The sequence below is a fragment of the Streptomyces sp. NPDC107500 genome, from assembly GCF_055582785.1.
In genome coordinates this window covers 249,904-265,820 of sequence record NZ_JBVJPF010000009.1, presented here as the reverse complement: position 1 = coordinate 265,820, position 15,917 = coordinate 249,904, and the positions used below count along the sequence as shown (strand labels likewise).

The window sequence follows — 15,917 nt, the reverse complement described above, 5'->3', positions numbered from 1 at the left end:
GAGCAGCAAGGCAAGTTCGACTGGATGCTCCGGGACCTCTACGACGGCGTCCCGGGCATCGAGATGATCGTCGTGCTCTCCGCCGACGGCCTGCGCATCGCCCGCTACTCGGGGGACCCCGACGCCGCCGACCGGGTCGCCGCCGCCTGCGCGGGCCTGCAGAGCCTGGCGAGCGCCGTCAGCCAGGAGATCCCCACCAGCGACGGCGACATGAAGATGGTGCTCATCGAGATGAACGGCGGCTACTTCTACCTGATGGCCGCGGGCCCCAACGCCTACCTCGCCGTGCTCTCCGACGTCCGCTGCGAACCCGGCCGGATGGGCCTGAGCATGGCCGACCTGGTCGCCCGCATCGGCCCCCATCTCACCAGTCCCGCGCGGCGCAACGGGCAGACCGTATGACTCCTCCCCAACGCCAGAGGCGAACTCCCGGACCGGACCGGCCCGCCGAGTCCACCGGCCCCGCCCCACCCGGCAAAGAGGGCGAGACCCGCAACCCCGAGCGGCTCTTCGTCATCGGCGGCGAGGGCAACGGCGAGCGCGCCGACATCGACCTGGTCACCCTGATCGTGGCCCGCGCGGACCCCCCGGTCTCCGCCACCCCGGAACAGGCCGCCCTGCTGCGGCTGTGTGCCGCACCCCTGTCCGTAGCCGAGCTGTCGGCCTACCTGAGCCTGCCGTTCAGTGTGGTGACCGTGCTGCTCACCGACCTGCTGGCGGCGGAACTGGTGCAGGCCCGCGCCTCGATCGTCCGCCAGAAGGTGGCCGACCGGAACCTCCTCGAAGCGGTGATGCATGGACTTCAAAAGCTCTGACACGATCCCCGGCCCACGCACCGAGGACCGGCTGCCGCACACCGCCGAGGCGGCCGTGAAGATCGTCATCGTGGGCGGCTTCGGCGTCGGCAAGACCACGATGGTCGGCTCGGTCAGCGAGATCAGACCGCTGACCACCGAGGAGACGATGACCCAGGCCGGCATCGGCGTCGACGACAACTACGGCTCCGCCTCCAAGACCGCCACCACGGTCGCCATGGACTTCGGCCGCATCAGCATCACCGACCAACTGGTGCTGTACCTCTTCGGCACACCCGGCCAGGAACGCTTCTGGTTCCTGTGGAACGGCCTGTTCGAGGGCGCGCTCGGCGCGGTCGTCCTGGTCGACACCCGCCGTCTGGAGGTCAGCTTCGACGTCATGGGGCGCCTGGAGGAACGCGGCGTGCCCTTCGTGGTCGCCGTCAACACCTTCCCCGACGCGCCCCGCTACCCCGTCGCGGAGCTGCGGACCGCGCTCGACCTGCCCGAGGAGATCCCCATCCTCGACTGCGACGTACGGCGCCGTGCCTCCAGCCGCGACGTCCTGATGACCCTGATGCGCTTCCTGCACTCCCTCGCGATGAAGGGCGCGCTCACCTGACCGTGCCCGGACGACCCACCCCCTTGACCCACACTTCTGCTGCGGAGCGAGACTGTGACGCCTGAACGCCACTCCCCGACCGGAACGGGCAACCCCCTGCTCGACCCACCCCCCGGCTGCCCCGCGCACGGGCTCGGGCCGGGCGGACTGCACCGGCTGCACGAGGCGGACGACCTGAACGAGCTGTACGACGAACTGCGCGAGCGGCACGGGCCGGTGGCGCCCGCGCTGCTCCACGACGACGTACCCGTGTGGGTGGTCCTGGGACACGCCGAGAACCTGCACATGGTGAGCACCCCCGCCCAGTTCTGCCGCGACAGCCGGATCTGGAACCCGCTCAACGAGGGCATGGTCAAACCCGACCACCCGCTGATGCCGCACATCGCCTGGCAGCCCATCTGCTCGCACGCCGAGGGCGACGAGCACAAGCGACTGCGCGGCGCGGTCACCAGCGCCATGTCCGACCTCGACTACCGGGAGCTGCGCCGGCACATCAAGCGCTACACCCAGCGCATCGTCAACCGGTTCTGCGAGGAGGGCCGCGCCGACCTCGTCGGACAGTTCGCCGAGCACCTGCCGATGGGCGTGATGTGCCACCTCCTCGGCATGCCCGACGAGTACAGCGACCGGATGGTGGAAGCGGCCCGCGACACCCTCAAGGGCACCGATACGGCGATCGCCAGCCACGCCTACGTCATGGAGGCGCTGGGGCGGCTCACCGAGGCACGTCGGGCCAACCCGCGGGACGACATCGCCGGGCGCCTCGTCAACCACCCCGCCGGGCTCACCGACGACGAGGTCAGGGAGCACCTGCGGGTGGTGCTCCTGGCCGCCTACGAGGCGACCGTCAACCTCATCGGCAACGTGCTGCGCGTGGTGCTGACCGACCCCGGCTTCCGCGCCCAGCTCAGCGGCGGGCAGATGACGGTGCCGGAGGCGGTCGAGCAGTCGCTGTGGGACGAGCCGCCGTTCAGCACGGTGTTCGCCTACTTCGCCAAGCAGGAGACGGAACTGGGCGGGCAGCGCATCCGGGCCGGCGACGGACTGCTGCTGGGCATCGCGCCGGGCAACGTCGACCCGCGCATCCGCCCCGACCTCGACGCGAGCATGATGGGCAACCGCTCCCACCTCGCCTTCGGCGGCGGCCCGCACGAGTGCCCGGGGCAGGACATCGGGCGCGCCATCGCCGACGCGGGCATCGACGCGCTGCTGATGCGGCTGCCCGACGTGCAGCTCGCCTGCGACGAGGACGACCTGCGGTGGCGGTCCTCGATCGCCTCCCGGCACCTGGTGGAACTGCCGGTGCGGTTCGAGCCCAAGGAGCAGCAGGACATCATGCAGCAGCCGAGCCACGCGCCCGCCCCCGCGCGGCGCCCCGACTGGCACGTCGGCATCCCGAAACCGGAAGAGCGGACGCAGCCGCCGGTCCCGTCGCACCCGCCGCAGCCGGTGCCCGCGAACGCCGCGCCGCCCCAGCCCGTGCCGTTCCCCGAGCAGCCCCGGCCGCGCGGTGCCTGGCAGCGCTTCCTGCTCTGGTGGCGCGGCTACTGAGAGCCGGCCCACTCCTCGTACGCCGTCCATGCCCCGAGGGACCGTCCGCTGCGGAAGCGGTGCTCGCGCCCCGTGACCGGATCGGTGAACCCCAGCTCCCGCGCCAGCAGTTGCAGCGGGCGCCGGAAGTCGCCGGCCGGCACGGGGGCGGTCACCTCGGGGTAGAGGGGGTCGCCGAGGAGCGGCACGCCGAGGCTGTTCATGTGCACCCGCAGCTGGTGGGTCTGGCCGGTGCCGGGCACCAGCCGGTACCGCCCCAGCTCCGGACCCCCGCCCGGGGCCCGGTGGTGCGCGGTCAGTTCGACGCGGGTGACGGCGTTGGGCTCGCCCTCGATCTCGCGGGCGGCCAGGATCCCGCGTTCCTTGAGGATGCGGCTGCGCACGGTCCGGGGGAGGGCGAGCCCGGGGGCGTACGGGGCGACGGCCTCGTACTCCTTGCGCACCCGGCGCTCGCCGAACAGGCTCTGGTACGCGCCGCGTTCCTCCGGGCGCACGATGAACAGGACCAGTCCCGCGGTGAGCCGGTCCAGGCGGTGCGCGGCACCGAGCGCGGGGAGGTCCAGCTCCCGGCGCAGCCTGGCCAGCGCGGTCTCGGTGACGTGGCCGCCGCGCGGGGTGGTGGCCATGAAGTGGGGTTTGTCGGCGACGACGATGTGCGCGTCGCGGTACACGACCTCCAGTGGGAAGGGGACTGGCACCTCGGCGGGCGTCTCGCGGTGGAACCACACGAACATCCCCGGCTCGTACGGCGCGTCCGCCGGCACCGCTCGTCCGTCCGCCGCGACGAACAGCCCGGCGGCGAACATGCCGTCGACGACGCCGGCGCCCGCGCCGGACAGCCGTTCCGCCAGGTGCTCGCGCACCGTGGACCACGGGCCGTGCGCGGGCAGCCGCACCCGCATCGCGTCGATGCCGTCGCGCTGCGGCAGGGGCGAGGGCGGGGGAGGAGTGCGGCGTCTCATCACCGCCAGCCTACGAGGCGGCCGGCGGTGCCGGAAAAACGCTGGGCCGGCGGTGCCGCCGGTTGGCAGGATGCCGGGCATGCCCTATCTGACGCACCCGGTCCTCGCCGCAGGCACCCTCTCCGGCACCCCGCAGCCCAGGCTCTCCACGGGGGACGGGCTGCTGCTGCGCCCGTGGCGCGACGAGGACGCGCCCGCCGTCCACGCGGCCTTCCAGGACCCGCTGATGCACCAGTGGCACGTCCGTTCCGCCGACTCCGAGGACGAGGTGCGCGGCTGGATCGCCGACTGGCGGCAGGGCTGGGAGCGGGAGCGTAACGCCCAGTGGGCCGTCGTCGGGGCGGCCGACGGTCTGCTGGTCGGCCGGGTCGCCCTGCGGGAGATGGTGTTCTGGGACGGACTGGCCGAGGTCGCCTACTGGACCACCGCGGCCGCCCGCGGCCGGGGCGTCGCGGCCCGCGCCGCGAGGACGCTGGCCGCCTGGGCCCTGGACGAGGTCGGCTTCCAGCGCCTGGAACTCACCCACGCGGTCGCCAACGAAGCGTCCTGCCGGGTGGCCCACAAGGCGGGCTTCGCGCCGGAGGGCGTCAAGCGCAGGGCCGTGCTGCATCCGGACGGCTGGCACGACATGCATCTGCACGCGCGGGTGCGCGGGGACTGAGCGGGCGTGGGCCTGCACGCCGGTGTCGCTTCGCCGGGCGGTCGGCCATGGCGGGCCTGACCGGCGCGTTCGGGGCTTCGTGGCGGGCTTCGCCCCGGGACGGCGTCGAGCGGGGGCTAGGCCGCCGGGGTGCCCTCCTGCTCGGCCTCGATGCGGGCGTTCCACTCGCGCTTCGAGGCCTGCCAGCCGTCCTCGTTGTGGCCGAGCCGCCAGTAGCCGGAGATCGACAGGTCGTCGCGGGAGATCTCCCGCTCCATCCGCAGATAGCGGCGCAGCTCCTTGACGCAGGCCGCCTCGCCGTGCACGAAGATGTGCGGGCGCCCCTCGGGGAAGTCCAGCGCGCGCACCGCCTCGACCAGCGACTGGCCCACCGGACGGGCGCCGCGGTGCAGCCAGACGACCTCCACGTCGGAGTCGATCTTCTGCTCCTCCTCGGGCCCGTCGACCTCCACGAACGCGAAGGCTCGGGCGCCGTCGGGCAGCGCCTCCAGGGAGCGGGCGATCGCCGGCAGGGCGCTCTCGTCGCCGGCCAGCAGGTGCCAGTCGGCCGCCGGGTCGGGGGCGTAGGCGCCGCCGGGGCCCATGAAGCGGACGGTCTCGCCCGGCCGGACGCGCTTGGCCCAGGGGCCGGCCAGCCCCTCGTCGCCGTGGATGACGAAGTCCAGCGTCATCTCGAGGTGCGCGGCGTCCCAGTGGCGCACGGTGTACGTGCGGGTCACCGGCCACTGGTCGCGGGGGAACTCCTCGCGGATCCGGTCGGCGTCCCAGGGCTCGGGATAGGTCACGCCCTCGGCGGCGAACAGCAGCTTCACGTAGTGGTCGGTACAGGTGTCCGCGGAGACATCGGCCAGTCCCTCGCCGCCGATCACCACACGTTGCATGTGCGGGGTCAGCCGCTCGGTGCGGACGACCTGTGCGGTGTGCGGCTTGCGCGGCTTGCGTGCCGGACGGTCTGCCATGACGGCCTCCCTGCTCACTGCGTGCGGATCACTGAGTTAGGTTCACCTAAGTTAGCATCCCCTTCCCGCTTACCGCGTCACGAAGGGGAGATCCGCGACGTTCCGCACGCAGAGTACGACTTCCCCTCGTGCGGGAGCCGACGCGCCGCGCAGGCATTGTCTGCCTGCGCCGCACGCTCAGGCGGTGAGCGTCGTCAGCAGCCGGTGCAGCGATCCGCCCAGACCCCAGCGCGCCGCGAGGGCGTCCAGCGCCGCGGCGTCGCGCGGTCCGTGCGGCAGCGTGGTGGCCACGTCCGGCAGCGGCACGTCGTCGGCGACCCGGACGACCTTCGGGGCGACGTCCAGATACGGCCCGGCCTCGGTGAGCCGCTTGCGCTGCGAGGGCGTGAGCTTCGCCTTCGGGTCGTCCACGGCGGCCCGGATGCCCGCCAGGTCCCCGAACTCGGCCAGCAGCTTGGCCGCCGTCTTCTCGCCGATGCCGGCCACACCGGGCAGGCCGTCGCTCGGGTCGCCGCGCAGCAGCGCCAGATCGGCGTATCCGCGGCCGTCGACGCCGTACTTCTCGCGCAGTGCGGCCTCGTCGGTGAGGTTGAGGGTGCCCACGCCCTTGACCGGGTACAGCACGCGCACGCCGCGGGCGTCGTCGACGAGCTGGTAGAGGTCCCGGTCGCCGGTGACGATGTCCACGGGACCCTCCGCCCGCGCGGTGTACGTGCCGATGACGTCGTCCGCCTCGTACCCGGCCACGCCGACGCGGGCGATGCCGAGCGCGTCGAGGACGTCCTCGATGACCGGCACCTGCGGTGACAGCGTGTCGGGCACCTCCTCCTCGTCGGGGCCCGCGGGGCGCTCCTCGGCGACGCGGTGCGCCTTGTACGAGGGGATCAGCTCCACCCGCCAGTGCGGGCGCCAGTCGGCGTCCATGCAGGCGACCAGGTGGTCGGGCCGGTGGTCCTTCACGAGGCGGTCGATGAAGTCGAGCAGGCCGCGCACGGCGTTCACCGGCGTGCCGTCGGGGGCCCGCACCGAGTCCGGCACGCCGAAGTAGGCGCGGAAGTAGAGGGAGGCGGTGTCGAGAAGCATCAGTCGTCCGGTCACGCCTCGCATCATGCCGCAGAGCGTGTGGACGAGTGAGGGAGGACGTGTGAACTGGGTCACTCATGTGTTTGGTACATAAGCATCGGGGCAGGCGCGCAGCCGGGTCGAAGCTGGTTGATGCATTCAACTGTTAGCGAGGCTTCACACCCTGTCCCTGTCCCCGATGCAAGAGGTAAGCGTGTCAGCGAGACTAGAAGCCGAGGGCCTGTTCAAGGTCTTCGGCAGGAAACCGGACCAGGCAGTCGAACGACTGCGCCAGGGGGACGTGCGGAAGGAACTGCACGCCGACGGCACCACGGCCGCCGTCATCGACGCGTCGTTCACCGTGGAGCCCGGCGAGATCTTCGTGGTCATGGGACTGTCCGGATCCGGCAAGTCCACGCTGCTGCGCATGCTCAACGGTCTGCTGGAGCCGACCGCCGGGCACGTCCGCTTCGGCGGTCAGGACCTCACCGAGATCGGCGAGCGCAAGCTGCGCGACGTCCGCTCCAAGAACATCAGCATGGTCTTCCAGCACTTCGCGCTCTTCCCGCACCGCAGCGTCCGTGACAACGCTGCCTACGGTCTCGAAGTGCAGGGCGTGCCCCGCGCCGAGCGCGAACGCCGCGCCGACGAGGCGCTCGCCCTGTGCGGCCTGGCCGGCTGGGAGAAGTCCTGGCCCGACGAGCTGTCCGGCGGTATGCAGCAGCGCGTGGGCCTGGCCCGCGCGCTCGCCACGGACGCCGATCTGCTGCTGATGGACGAGTCGTTCAGCGCCCTGGACCCGCTGATCCGCCGTGACATGCAGGACCAGCTGCTGGAACTCCAGAAGACCCTGAAGAAGACCATCGTCTTCATCACGCACGACCTCAACGAGGCCATGCGCCTGGGTGACCGCATCGCCATGATGCGCGACGGCCGGATCGTTCAGATAGGCACCGCGCAGGACATCCTGATGCGCCCCGCCAACGACTACGTCGCCTCCTTCACCCAGGACGTCGACCGCTCCCGCGTGCTGACCACCGCCGCCGTGATGGAGACCGACGTGCGCGGCGACGAGGCCGACTGCGACTGCGAGACGGCCACCCCGGAGACGTCGTTCACCGACCTGTGCGCGATCAGCGCCCGCACCCCGCACCCCGTCGCGGTCGTCGACGGCGACGGCGAGCTGGTCGGCGTCGTCCCCACCCGCCGCCTCGTCGGCTTCCTCGGGGACGAGCAGGCCGAGCCCGGCACCTGCGACAGCCCGCGCGACCAGGGTCCGGAGAAGGTGATGGCCCGTGCCTAGGATCCCGCTCGGCGACTGGGTCAACAGCACCGTCGACTGGCTGCTCGAACACGTCGCGTGGCTCTTCGACTTCCTGAAGACCGTCTTCACCGGCACCTACGACGGCATCAACGCCGTCCTCCAGGCGCCCGAACCGCTGCTCCTCGCCGGCATCTTCGCGGTCATCGCCTTCTGGCTGCGCGGCACGCTCGCCGGTGTGCTCACCTTCGTGGGATTCGCGTTCATCGACTCCATGGAGTTGTGGGAGAACGCGATGATCACCCTGTCGCTGGTGCTCGTCGCCACGATCATCGCCCTGGTGGTCGCGGTACCCGTCGGCATCTGGGCGGCCCGCTCCGACCGGGTCAGCGGCATCGTCCGGCCCGTGCTCGACTTCATGCAGACGCTGCCCGCGATGATCTACCTCATCCCGGCCATCCTGTTCTTCGGCACCGGCGCCTCCGCCGGCATCGTGGCCACCCTGATCTTCGCGCTCGCCCCCGGCGTGCGCATGACCGAGCTGGGCATCCGCCAGGTCGACAAGGAACTGGTCGAGGCCGCCGAGGCCTTCGGCACCACCCCCCGCAACACCCTGCTGCGCGTCCAGCTCCCGCTGGCCCTGCCGACGGTGATGGCGGGCGTCAACCAGGTCATCATGCTCGGCCTGTCCATGGCCGCGATCGCCGGCATGGTCGGCACCGGCGGCCTCGGCGGTGACGTCAACGAGGCCATCGGTCAGCTGAACGTCGGTCTCGGCTCCGAGTCCGGTGTGGCCATCGTGATCCTCGCGATCTACCTGGACCGCATGACCAGCGCGCTCGGCACCCAGGTGTCGCCGCTCGGCCGCCGCGCCGCCGCCAAGGCCCGCAGCATGGGCGGCCTGAAGATCTGGTCCTACCGCCCCCGCCCGCAGGTCGCCGTCATCGGCGTCGTCATCCTCGGCCTGGTGGCCGGCGGCATGGGCGTCTTCGGTGGCTCCGGCGACTCGGAGGCCGTCGCGAACGGCAAGAACGTCGGCCAGGGCAAGAAGGTCACCCTCGGCTACGTGCCGTGGGACGAGGGCGTCGCCTCCACGTTCCTGTGGAAGGAGATCCTCGAACAGCGCGGCTACGAGGTCGAGGCCAAGCAGTTCGACGCCGGACCGCTCTACACCTCCCTGGCCCAGGGCGACATCGACATCGTCACCAACTCCTGGCTGCCGACCACCCACGCCCAGTACTGGAAGAAGTACGGCGACCGGCTCGACGACCTCGGCTCCTGGTACGACAACACGTCGCTGGAGCTGACCGTCCCGGCGTACATGAAGGACGTCAACTCGCTCGCGGACCTCAAGGGCAAGGCCGGCCAGTTCGGCGGCAAGATCACCGGCATCGAGTCCAGCGCCGGCGAGATGGCCCTGCTGAAGGACAAGGTCTCCAAGGAGTACGGCCTCGACAAGGAGTACAAGGTCGTCGACAGCTCCACGCCGGCGATGCTGGCCGAGCTGAAGCGGGCCATGAGCAAGAAGGAACCGATCGTCGTCACGCTCTGGTCCCCGCACTGGGCGTACAACGACCTCGACCTGAAGAAGCTCAAGGACCCCAAGGGCGCCTGGGGCAAGGGCGACGGCGTGCACACGCTCTCCCGCAAGGGCTTCGCCGGCGACGACCCCACCGCCGCCAAGTGGATGAAGGACTTCAAGCTGGACGAGAAGCAGCTCACCAGCCTGGAGGCCGAGATCAACAAGGCCGGCAAGGGCAAGCAGCAGGACGCCGTCCGCACCTGGCTGAAGAGCAACCCGGACCTCGTCGACAAGCTCGCCCCGGTCGCGGGCGCCGGCGGCGCCACCCCGGCCGAGGCGAAGCGCGCCCTGGACGTGGCCTGGTTCCCGTGGGAGGAGGACGTCGCCGTCACCTACCTGTGGAAGAACGTCCTGGAGCGCCGCGGCTACAAGATGAACCTGAAGCAGATGGACGTCGGCCCGGTCTACACCGGTCTGGCCTCGGGCGATCTCGACCTCAACTTCGACGCCTGGCTGCCCCACGCCCAGAAGAACTACTGGGACAAGAACAAGGACAACCTCACCGACCTCGGCACCTGGTACGAACCGACCTCCCTGGAGATCGCCGTCCCCTCCTACGTGAAGGACGTCAAGTCCCTCGCGGACCTCAAGGGCAAGGCCGATCTCTTCGACGGGAAGATCATCGGCATCGAGCCCGGCACCGGTGAGATGCAGCTCGCCAAGGACGAGGTGCTGCCGGGCTACGGCCTGGAGGACGAGTACGAGATCGTGGACGGCTCCACCCCGGCCATGCTGGCCGAGCTGAAGCGCGCCTACGCCAAGAAGGAGCCGGTCGCGGTCACCCTGTGGTCCCCGCACTGGGCGTACAGCGACTACGAGCTGACCAAGCTGAAGGACCCCAAGAAGGCCTTCGGTGAGGGCAACACGATCCGCACCATCTCCAGCAAGAAGTTCCCCGAGCAGTACCCGCAGCTCACCAAGTGGATCAAGAACTTCCACATGAGCGAGGACGAGCTGGGCACGCTGGAGGCCGAGATCAAGGACCGCGGTCAGGGCCACGAGGAGGAAGCCGTCGCGGCCTGGCTGGAGGAGCACCCGGACATGGTGGGCCGGATGACCCCGTAGTAGTACCGCACACAGGTCACCCCGAGGGGTGGGCCCGGCAGCGCCTCCTGACGGCGCGCGGCCGGGCCCACCCCTCGGGTCGTGTCGGCCGGGGACACGGTAAGGATTTGGACAACCACGGAGCGCCAACCCCCTGCCCGAGCATCGCCTCACCGGGGCGGGAGGGGCTGGCGGGAACACGCGGGGCCGTCCGCGCCTTGAACCGGTAAGGCGTCCGGCACGTGGGACGGACCGGCCCGCGCGTGGCGAGAACTGTGAGGTCCCGGCCACCGCACCGTGACATCGATGTGACGGCCGCATGAAACGGTTTGCCGAACATGCGTAGGGTGCAGAGAACTCATCAGGAGGACGGCGACCCGAAACGGGCACCGCGGCGGCACGACGACGGGTGAAGGAGGGAGCCGGAGCGATGGGCGACCACAAGGATCAGCACCTCCGGGTCGGCGCGGCCGTGCGGCGCCGGCGACGCTCCCTCGACCTGACGCTCGCCGTGGTGTCCGAGCGCAGCGGCCTGTCCGTCCCCTTCCTCAGCCAGATCGAGAACGACCGGGCGCGGCCCAGTCAGAGCTCCCTGGAGAAGGTGGCCGACGCCCTGCGCACCACCGCCGTGGAGCTGCTCGCCGCCGCCGACCCCGCGTGCAGCGTCGACGTGGTCCGCAACGAGGACCCCGACCCCGAGCTGGCCCCCAAGGTGCGCTCGCTGGTGCGCGGGCACCACCAGATGCACGCCTCCGAGTTCACCGGCGACCATGATGTGGGCCGTGAACTCCAGTACCGCAACGACCAGTTGATGTTCGTCGCCGAGGGCGCCGTGGAGATCGAGGCCGAGGGCCGCGCCTACCGGCTGGGCCGGGGCGACACGCTGTACCTCACGGGCGGCGTGCGGCACCGGTGGCGGGCCACGGTGCCCGACACCCGGCTGGTCGTGGTCGCCGTCGCCGAGCACATCGAGGCGGTCCGGGAGGGGCCCCGCCGGTGAGGGTGGTCTCCCTGGTGCCCTCCCTGACCGAGGCGGTGGCGCGTACCCGCCCCGGTGTCCTCGCCGGTGCCACCGACTGGTGCACCCACCCGGCCGGGCTCGACGCCGTACGGGTCGGAGGCACCAAGAACCCGAAGACCGACCGGATCATCGCCCTCGCCCCCGACCTGGTGATCGCCAACGAGGAGGAGAACCGCGCCCCCGACCTGGACGCCCTGCGCGAGGCGGGCGTCGAGGTGCTGGTGACCGAGGTGCGCACCGTGGCGCAGGCGTGGACCGAGCTGGACCGCGTGCTGACCGCCTGCGGTGCCCCCTCCCGGCCCCGGTGGCTCGACGAGGCCGAGGCGGCCTGGTCGGCACTGCCGTCCCCGCCGCCCGGGGAGCGCCGCACCGCCGTGGTGCCGATCTGGCGCCGGCCCTGGATGGTGCTGGGCCGCGACACCTTCGCCGGTGACGTCTTGTCCCGCCTGGGCGTCGACCACCTCCACGCCTCCCACCCCGAGCGGTATCCGAAGATCCCCGTCGAGGACCTGCGGGCGGCCCGCCCGGACGTCGTGGTCCTGCCGGACGAGCCGTACCGCTTCACCGCCGACGACGGTCCGGAGGCGTTCCCCGGTCTGTCCTGCGCCCTCGTCGACGGGCGGTACCTCACGTGGTACGGGCCGTCACTGGCCGAGGCGCCCCGGGCGCTGGCCGCGGCCCTGCGAGCAGCACACCGCTGAACAGGCCGCGCGTCGTCTGCACGGCGGCGACCGCCCAGGCCGTGACCAGCACGGCGTACAGGACGACCGTGAGCCCGTCGTAGACGACGAGCCCGGTGTGCCGGGCCAGGGCCTCCGCGCCGGTGACACAGGTGCCCACCGGGAAGGTGAACGACCACCACGTCATCGAGAAGCGCATGCCCTCGCGGCGCGCCCGCACCACGTGCGCGGTGGCCAGGCACAGCCACATCAGCGCGAAGCCGGTCACCGGCACGCCGTAGAGCACCGCGAGCACCCCGAAGCCCTCGGCGTACGGCGCCGGAACGACGCCCGGGGCCACGTCCGCGAACTGGCCCACGGCGGTCGTGGACTGCCCGAGCGGGCCCAGGACCAGGAACAGCGACGGGGTGAGCGCGAGCGGCAGCGGGCCGCCGGTGAGCAGCCGGCCGAAGATCACCGGCAGGGTCACCAGGGTCGCGAGCAGGCTCACCCCGAACAGCGCGACGCAGGCGAGCAGCAGCGTCTCGCGGGGCTGTCCCGGCGGGAGGTGCGGGACCAGCAGCGGACCGACGGCCGCCGACACCATGGGCGCGACCAGCGGCAGCAGCCACACCGGGCTGGCCTGCCCCGGCTCCACCCGGTGCCGTACGGCCATCAGGTACGGCACGGCGACCGCCGCCGCGAGCCCGACGGCCGTACCGGCGGTGAACAGCACGGCGTCCAGGGCGACCGCCGCCGAGGTGCCGATCCAGTCCCGGCCGACCGTCAGGGCGCCGCCGCCGACGGCCAGCAGGGCCATCGACAGGCAGCCGTAGAACGGGGCCGCGGCCGGGTCGAGCAGGTGCGCGCGGGCCTGGTCCCGGTGGTGGTGCCAGTGCAGGGAACGGGCCGCCAGCAGCACCGCGAGGAGGACGAGGGACAGCGCCCAGAACGCGGTGCACACGGGGCGCAGCCCGGGTATGTGTCCCGGCAGCGCGGCTCCGGCGCCGCCCACGACAGCGGTGCCCATGACGCAGGCGTACCAGTTGGGCCCGAGATGGCGGACGGCCGGGACGCGCCGGGCAGGGGCCGCGGCGGGGGATTGGGGCTGGGCGACGGTGACCATGCGTCCACGATCATCGCGGCCGACGCCGCTGACCAGGGACCATGCCTCTATGAGGGCATAAGCTGGGGTTATGAGCAGGAGCAGTGCGGAGGGTGAGCGGGCCGGTCAGGGCGGTCAGGGTGTGCCGGGTTCGCTGGCGCACCGGGTCCCCGACCTCGGCGCGATGGAGCTGCTGCTGGCCGTGGCCCGGCTGGGCAGCCTCGGCGGCGCCGCGCGCGAGCTGGGCATCACGCAGCCGGCCGCCAGCAGCCGCGTCCGGTCGATGGAGCGGCAGCTGGGGGTCGCGCTGGTGGACCGTTCGCCGCGCGGCTCCCGGCTGACGGACGCGGGCGTGCTGGTCACGGACTGGGCGCGGCGGATCGTCGAGGCCGCCGAGGCGTTCGACGCGGGCGCGCAGGCGCTGCGGGACCGGCGGGACTCTCGGCTGCGGGTGGCGGCGAGCATGACGATCGCCGAGTACCTGCTGCCGGGCTGGCTGGTCGCCCTGCGCACCCAGCTGCCCGACACGGCGGTCTCCCTGCTCGCCGGCAACTCGGCGACGGTGGCGGCACGACTGCTGGCCGACGAGGCCGACCTCGGCTTCGTGGAGGGCGTCAGCGTCCCCGCCGGCCTTGACTCCGCGGTCATCGCCCACGACCGCCTCGTCGTCGTCACCGCGCCGGGCCACCCCTGGGCCCGCCGCCGGCGCCCGCTGGCCGCCTCGGAACTGGCCTCGACCCCGCTGATCCTGCGCGAGAAGGGCTCCGGCACCCGGCAGGTCCTGGACGCGGCCCTGGGCGGCCTGGCCCGCCCCCTGATCGAGCTGTCGTCCACCACGGCCGTGAAGGCGGCGGCGGTGAGCGGCGCCGGCCCCTCCGTCCTCAGCGAACTCGCGGTGGGCGAGGAACTGACCACCCGCCGCCTGGTGAGCGTCCCCCTCGCGGACGTCACCCTGGCCCGCGACCTGCGGGCGGTGTGGCCCACGGGGCACCGGCCGACGGGGCCGGCACGGCAACTGCTGTCGCTGACGCGGGTGTAGAGGGCTCGGCGTGTCCGCCCTCCAAGCTCAGGAGGGCCGCGCCGCCGCCTCCACCAGAGCCCGCATCACCCGTACGTCCTCGCCCATCTCCGGGTGCCACTGCACGCCCAGGACCCAGGCGGGCGCGGACGGGAGTTCCAGGGCCTCCACCGTGCCGTCCGCCGCGTGGGCCGACGGGGTGAGGCCGGTGCCGAGGCGGTCCACCGCCTGGTGGTGGTAGGTCGGGACGAAGGTCTCCTCGGGGACCACACCGGCGTACAGCGTGCCCGGTACCGGCTTGACCGGGTGACCGCCGAAGACGCCCACCACCTCGGCGTGGCCCTCGATGTGCTGGACCAGGGTGCCGCCCAGGGCGACGTTGAGGAGCTGCATGCCGCGGCAGACGCCCAGCAGCGGGACGTGCGCGGCCAGGGCCGCCTCGATGAGCGCCAGCTCCCACGTGTCGCGGGCGCGCGCGGGCGGGCCGGTGCGAGGGTCCGTGGTCGCGCCGTAGCGGACCGGCTCCACGTCCGGGCCACCCGCGATCACCAGCCCGTCGAGGTGGGCGAGCGTCGCCGCGGCGTGCTCCGGCGCGTCCGGCGGCAGCATCACCGCCAGGCCGCCCGCCCGCTGCACCAGCCGCGGATACCCGGCGGGCAGCAGCGCCGCCTCCAGTTCCCACACGCCCCAGCGCGCCCCGGTCTCCAGGTACGTGCTGACGCCGATCAGCGGTCTGTCCGCCACCATCCGAGCCCTCCGCCCGCCGCTATGGACCGTCCTCATACCTTTGCCCGCGTGGGACACGCCCGCGCGGCACTCTCACGTCAGGAACCCCCGCAGCAGCGCCGCCGTCCCCGCGCAGTGCTCCCGCGTGATCTCGCGGGCCGCGTCCGCGTCCCCGTCGAGCACGGCCTCCACCAGCGCCGTGTGCTGCCGCTGCGAGTGCTCCAGGTTGCGCACCAGCAGCGGGATGCAGTCCAGCAGGTCGTTCAGGGTGGCCCGGACGGCCGCGTACTGCGCCGCGAGCGCCGCCGACCCGCACAGCTCCGCGAGGGTGAGGTGCAGCCTCGTGTCCAGCCGCCGGTACTCCGCCAGTGGCGCGTCCCGGGTCGCGGCGAGGGACTCGCTCAGCCGCGCCGCCCGGCCGTCCGTCAGCCCGTGCGCCGCGCACAGCCCGGCCGCGCCCACCTCCAGCACCTCGCGGAAGCGCAGTACGTCCTCGATGTCGACCCCGGCCACCCGCCGCCGCAGTTCGTCCTCGCCGCCGGCGTCCGCACGCGGCAGCACGAACGTTCCGCCGTACCGCCCCCGCCGGGCCTCCACCAGACCCTGGTCCTGGAGCACCCGCAGCACCTCGCGCAGGGTCACCCGGCTGATCCCGAGCCGCTCCGCCAGCTCCCGCTCGGCCGGCAGCCGCTCGCCCCCGGCCACCAGGCCCAGCCTGACCACCTGAAGGATCTGCTCCAGCGCCTCCTCGAAGCCGTTGCCGGCCCGCACCGGCCGCAACACCGGTGCGAGCCGGTCCGTCACGCTCCCCCCGGTTTCCTCCGGCATGCGGCCGCGCCCCCTTCCCAACCAATGGTTCCCGGCAATACCTTATGGCTCCCGGCCAAAGG

Annotated in this window: 16 protein-coding genes; 10 read left to right on the top strand and 6 right to left on the bottom strand. The window is 72.4% G+C overall.

The features are described from left to right. The first annotated feature begins 24 nt into the window (after window positions 1–24). The 4 genes from ACZ67M_RS33175 to ACZ67M_RS33160 are packed head-to-tail and all read left to right on the top strand — an operon-like array spanning window position 25 to window position 2,967. On the top strand, window positions 25–402 hold the full coding sequence (locus ACZ67M_RS33175) for a roadblock/LC7 domain-containing protein (protein WP_167308645.1): 378 nt from the start codon (window positions 25–27) through the stop codon (window positions 400–402). Next, complete coding sequence (locus tag ACZ67M_RS33170) at window positions 399–815, top strand: DUF742 domain-containing protein (RefSeq protein ID WP_122617302.1); 417 nt, start codon at window positions 399–401, stop codon at window positions 813–815. Before ACZ67M_RS33175 ends, ACZ67M_RS33170 begins: the two co-directional genes overlap by 4 nt. Beyond that, window positions 796–1,416 carry a GTP-binding protein gene (locus tag ACZ67M_RS33165; RefSeq protein ID WP_161329729.1) on the top strand — a complete coding sequence of 207 codons (621 nt, stop codon included), beginning with the start codon at window positions 796–798 and terminating at the stop codon, window positions 1,414–1,416. Before ACZ67M_RS33170 ends, ACZ67M_RS33165 begins: the two co-directional genes overlap by 20 nt. Before the next feature lie 54 nt (window positions 1,417–1,470). Beyond that, entirely contained in the window at window positions 1,471–2,967 is a 1,497-nt protein-coding gene (locus tag ACZ67M_RS33160) for a cytochrome P450 (protein WP_361360703.1), read from the top strand. On the opposite strand, the gene ACZ67M_RS33155 is transcribed toward ACZ67M_RS33160, so the two are convergent. Then, window positions 2,961–3,929 carry an RluA family pseudouridine synthase gene (locus ACZ67M_RS33155; protein ID WP_361360705.1) on the bottom strand — a complete coding sequence of 323 codons (969 nt, stop codon included), beginning with the start codon at window positions 3,927–3,929 and terminating at the stop codon, window positions 2,961–2,963. The genes ACZ67M_RS33160 and ACZ67M_RS33155 overlap by 7 nt on opposite strands. Before the next feature lie 79 nt (window positions 3,930–4,008). Here ACZ67M_RS33155 and ACZ67M_RS33150 point away from each other — a divergent pair, with 79 nt between their 5' ends. Beyond that, window positions 4,009–4,590, top strand: coding sequence for a GNAT family N-acetyltransferase (locus ACZ67M_RS33150; protein ID WP_392014136.1), 582 nt, complete (start codon window positions 4,009–4,011; stop codon window positions 4,588–4,590). Between the two features lie 116 nt (window positions 4,591–4,706). Here ACZ67M_RS33150 and ACZ67M_RS33145 read toward each other — a convergent pair whose 3' ends face one another. Together ACZ67M_RS33145 and ACZ67M_RS33140 are read right to left on the bottom strand one after the other, a co-directional pair. Further along, window positions 4,707–5,549, bottom strand: a complete 843-nt coding sequence (locus ACZ67M_RS33145) for a siderophore-interacting protein (protein ID WP_469853872.1) — start codon at window positions 5,547–5,549, stop codon at window positions 4,707–4,709. A gap of 177 nt (window positions 5,550–5,726) precedes the next feature. Further along, window positions 5,727–6,632 carry a 5'-3' exonuclease gene (locus tag ACZ67M_RS33140; RefSeq protein ID WP_392239421.1) on the bottom strand — a complete coding sequence of 302 codons (906 nt, stop codon included), beginning with the start codon at window positions 6,630–6,632 and terminating at the stop codon, window positions 5,727–5,729. Between the two features lie 193 nt (window positions 6,633–6,825). Between ACZ67M_RS33140 and ACZ67M_RS33135 the strand changes: the two genes are divergently transcribed. The 4 genes from ACZ67M_RS33135 to ACZ67M_RS33120 all read left to right on the top strand — a co-directional run bounded on the left by ACZ67M_RS33135 (window position 6,826) and on the right by ACZ67M_RS33120 (window position 12,220). Then, window positions 6,826–7,914, top strand: coding sequence for a quaternary amine ABC transporter ATP-binding protein (locus ACZ67M_RS33135; protein ID WP_360888214.1), 1,089 nt, complete (start codon window positions 6,826–6,828; stop codon window positions 7,912–7,914). Next, entirely contained in the window at window positions 7,907–10,519 is a 2,613-nt protein-coding gene (locus ACZ67M_RS33130) for an ABC transporter permease/substrate binding protein (RefSeq protein WP_469853871.1), read from the top strand. The genes ACZ67M_RS33135 and ACZ67M_RS33130 overlap by 8 nt, the downstream gene beginning before the upstream one ends. Window positions 10,520–10,928: 409 nt before the next feature. Next, window positions 10,929–11,498: a helix-turn-helix domain-containing protein gene (locus ACZ67M_RS33125; protein ID WP_352154770.1), complete on the top strand. Its 570-nt coding sequence runs from the start codon at window positions 10,929–10,931 to the stop codon at window positions 11,496–11,498. Next, entirely contained in the window at window positions 11,495–12,220 is a 726-nt protein-coding gene (locus ACZ67M_RS33120) for a helical backbone metal receptor (protein ID WP_469853870.1), read from the top strand. Before ACZ67M_RS33125 ends, ACZ67M_RS33120 begins: the two co-directional genes overlap by 4 nt. On the opposite strand, the gene ACZ67M_RS33115 is transcribed toward ACZ67M_RS33120, so the two are convergent. Further along, window positions 12,147–13,304: a TDT family transporter gene (locus ACZ67M_RS33115; RefSeq protein ID WP_385797141.1), complete on the bottom strand. Its 1,158-nt coding sequence runs from the start codon at window positions 13,302–13,304 to the stop codon at window positions 12,147–12,149. The two genes, ACZ67M_RS33120 and ACZ67M_RS33115, sit on opposite strands and share 74 nt — an antisense overlap. A 70-nt stretch (window positions 13,305–13,374) precedes the next feature. On the opposite strand from ACZ67M_RS33115, the gene ACZ67M_RS33110 reads away from it, so the two are divergent. After that, the gene (locus tag ACZ67M_RS33110; protein WP_361360720.1) at window positions 13,375–14,322 is read left to right on the top strand and encodes a LysR family transcriptional regulator; all 948 of its coding nucleotides are present in this window, start codon (window positions 13,375–13,377) and stop codon (window positions 14,320–14,322) included. A 27-nt stretch (window positions 14,323–14,349) separates the two neighbouring features. Here ACZ67M_RS33110 and ACZ67M_RS33105 read toward each other — a convergent pair whose 3' ends face one another. Together ACZ67M_RS33105 and ACZ67M_RS33100 are read right to left on the bottom strand one after the other, a co-directional pair. Next, the gene (locus ACZ67M_RS33105; RefSeq protein ID WP_392239419.1) at window positions 14,350–15,045 is read right to left on the bottom strand and encodes a gamma-glutamyl-gamma-aminobutyrate hydrolase family protein; all 696 of its coding nucleotides are present in this window, start codon (window positions 15,043–15,045) and stop codon (window positions 14,350–14,352) included. A 75-nt stretch (window positions 15,046–15,120) separates the two neighbouring features. Beyond that, window positions 15,121–15,855: a FadR/GntR family transcriptional regulator gene (locus tag ACZ67M_RS33100; RefSeq protein ID WP_361360722.1), complete on the bottom strand. Its 735-nt coding sequence runs from the start codon at window positions 15,853–15,855 to the stop codon at window positions 15,121–15,123. Between the last annotated feature and the right edge of the window lie 62 nt (window positions 15,856–15,917).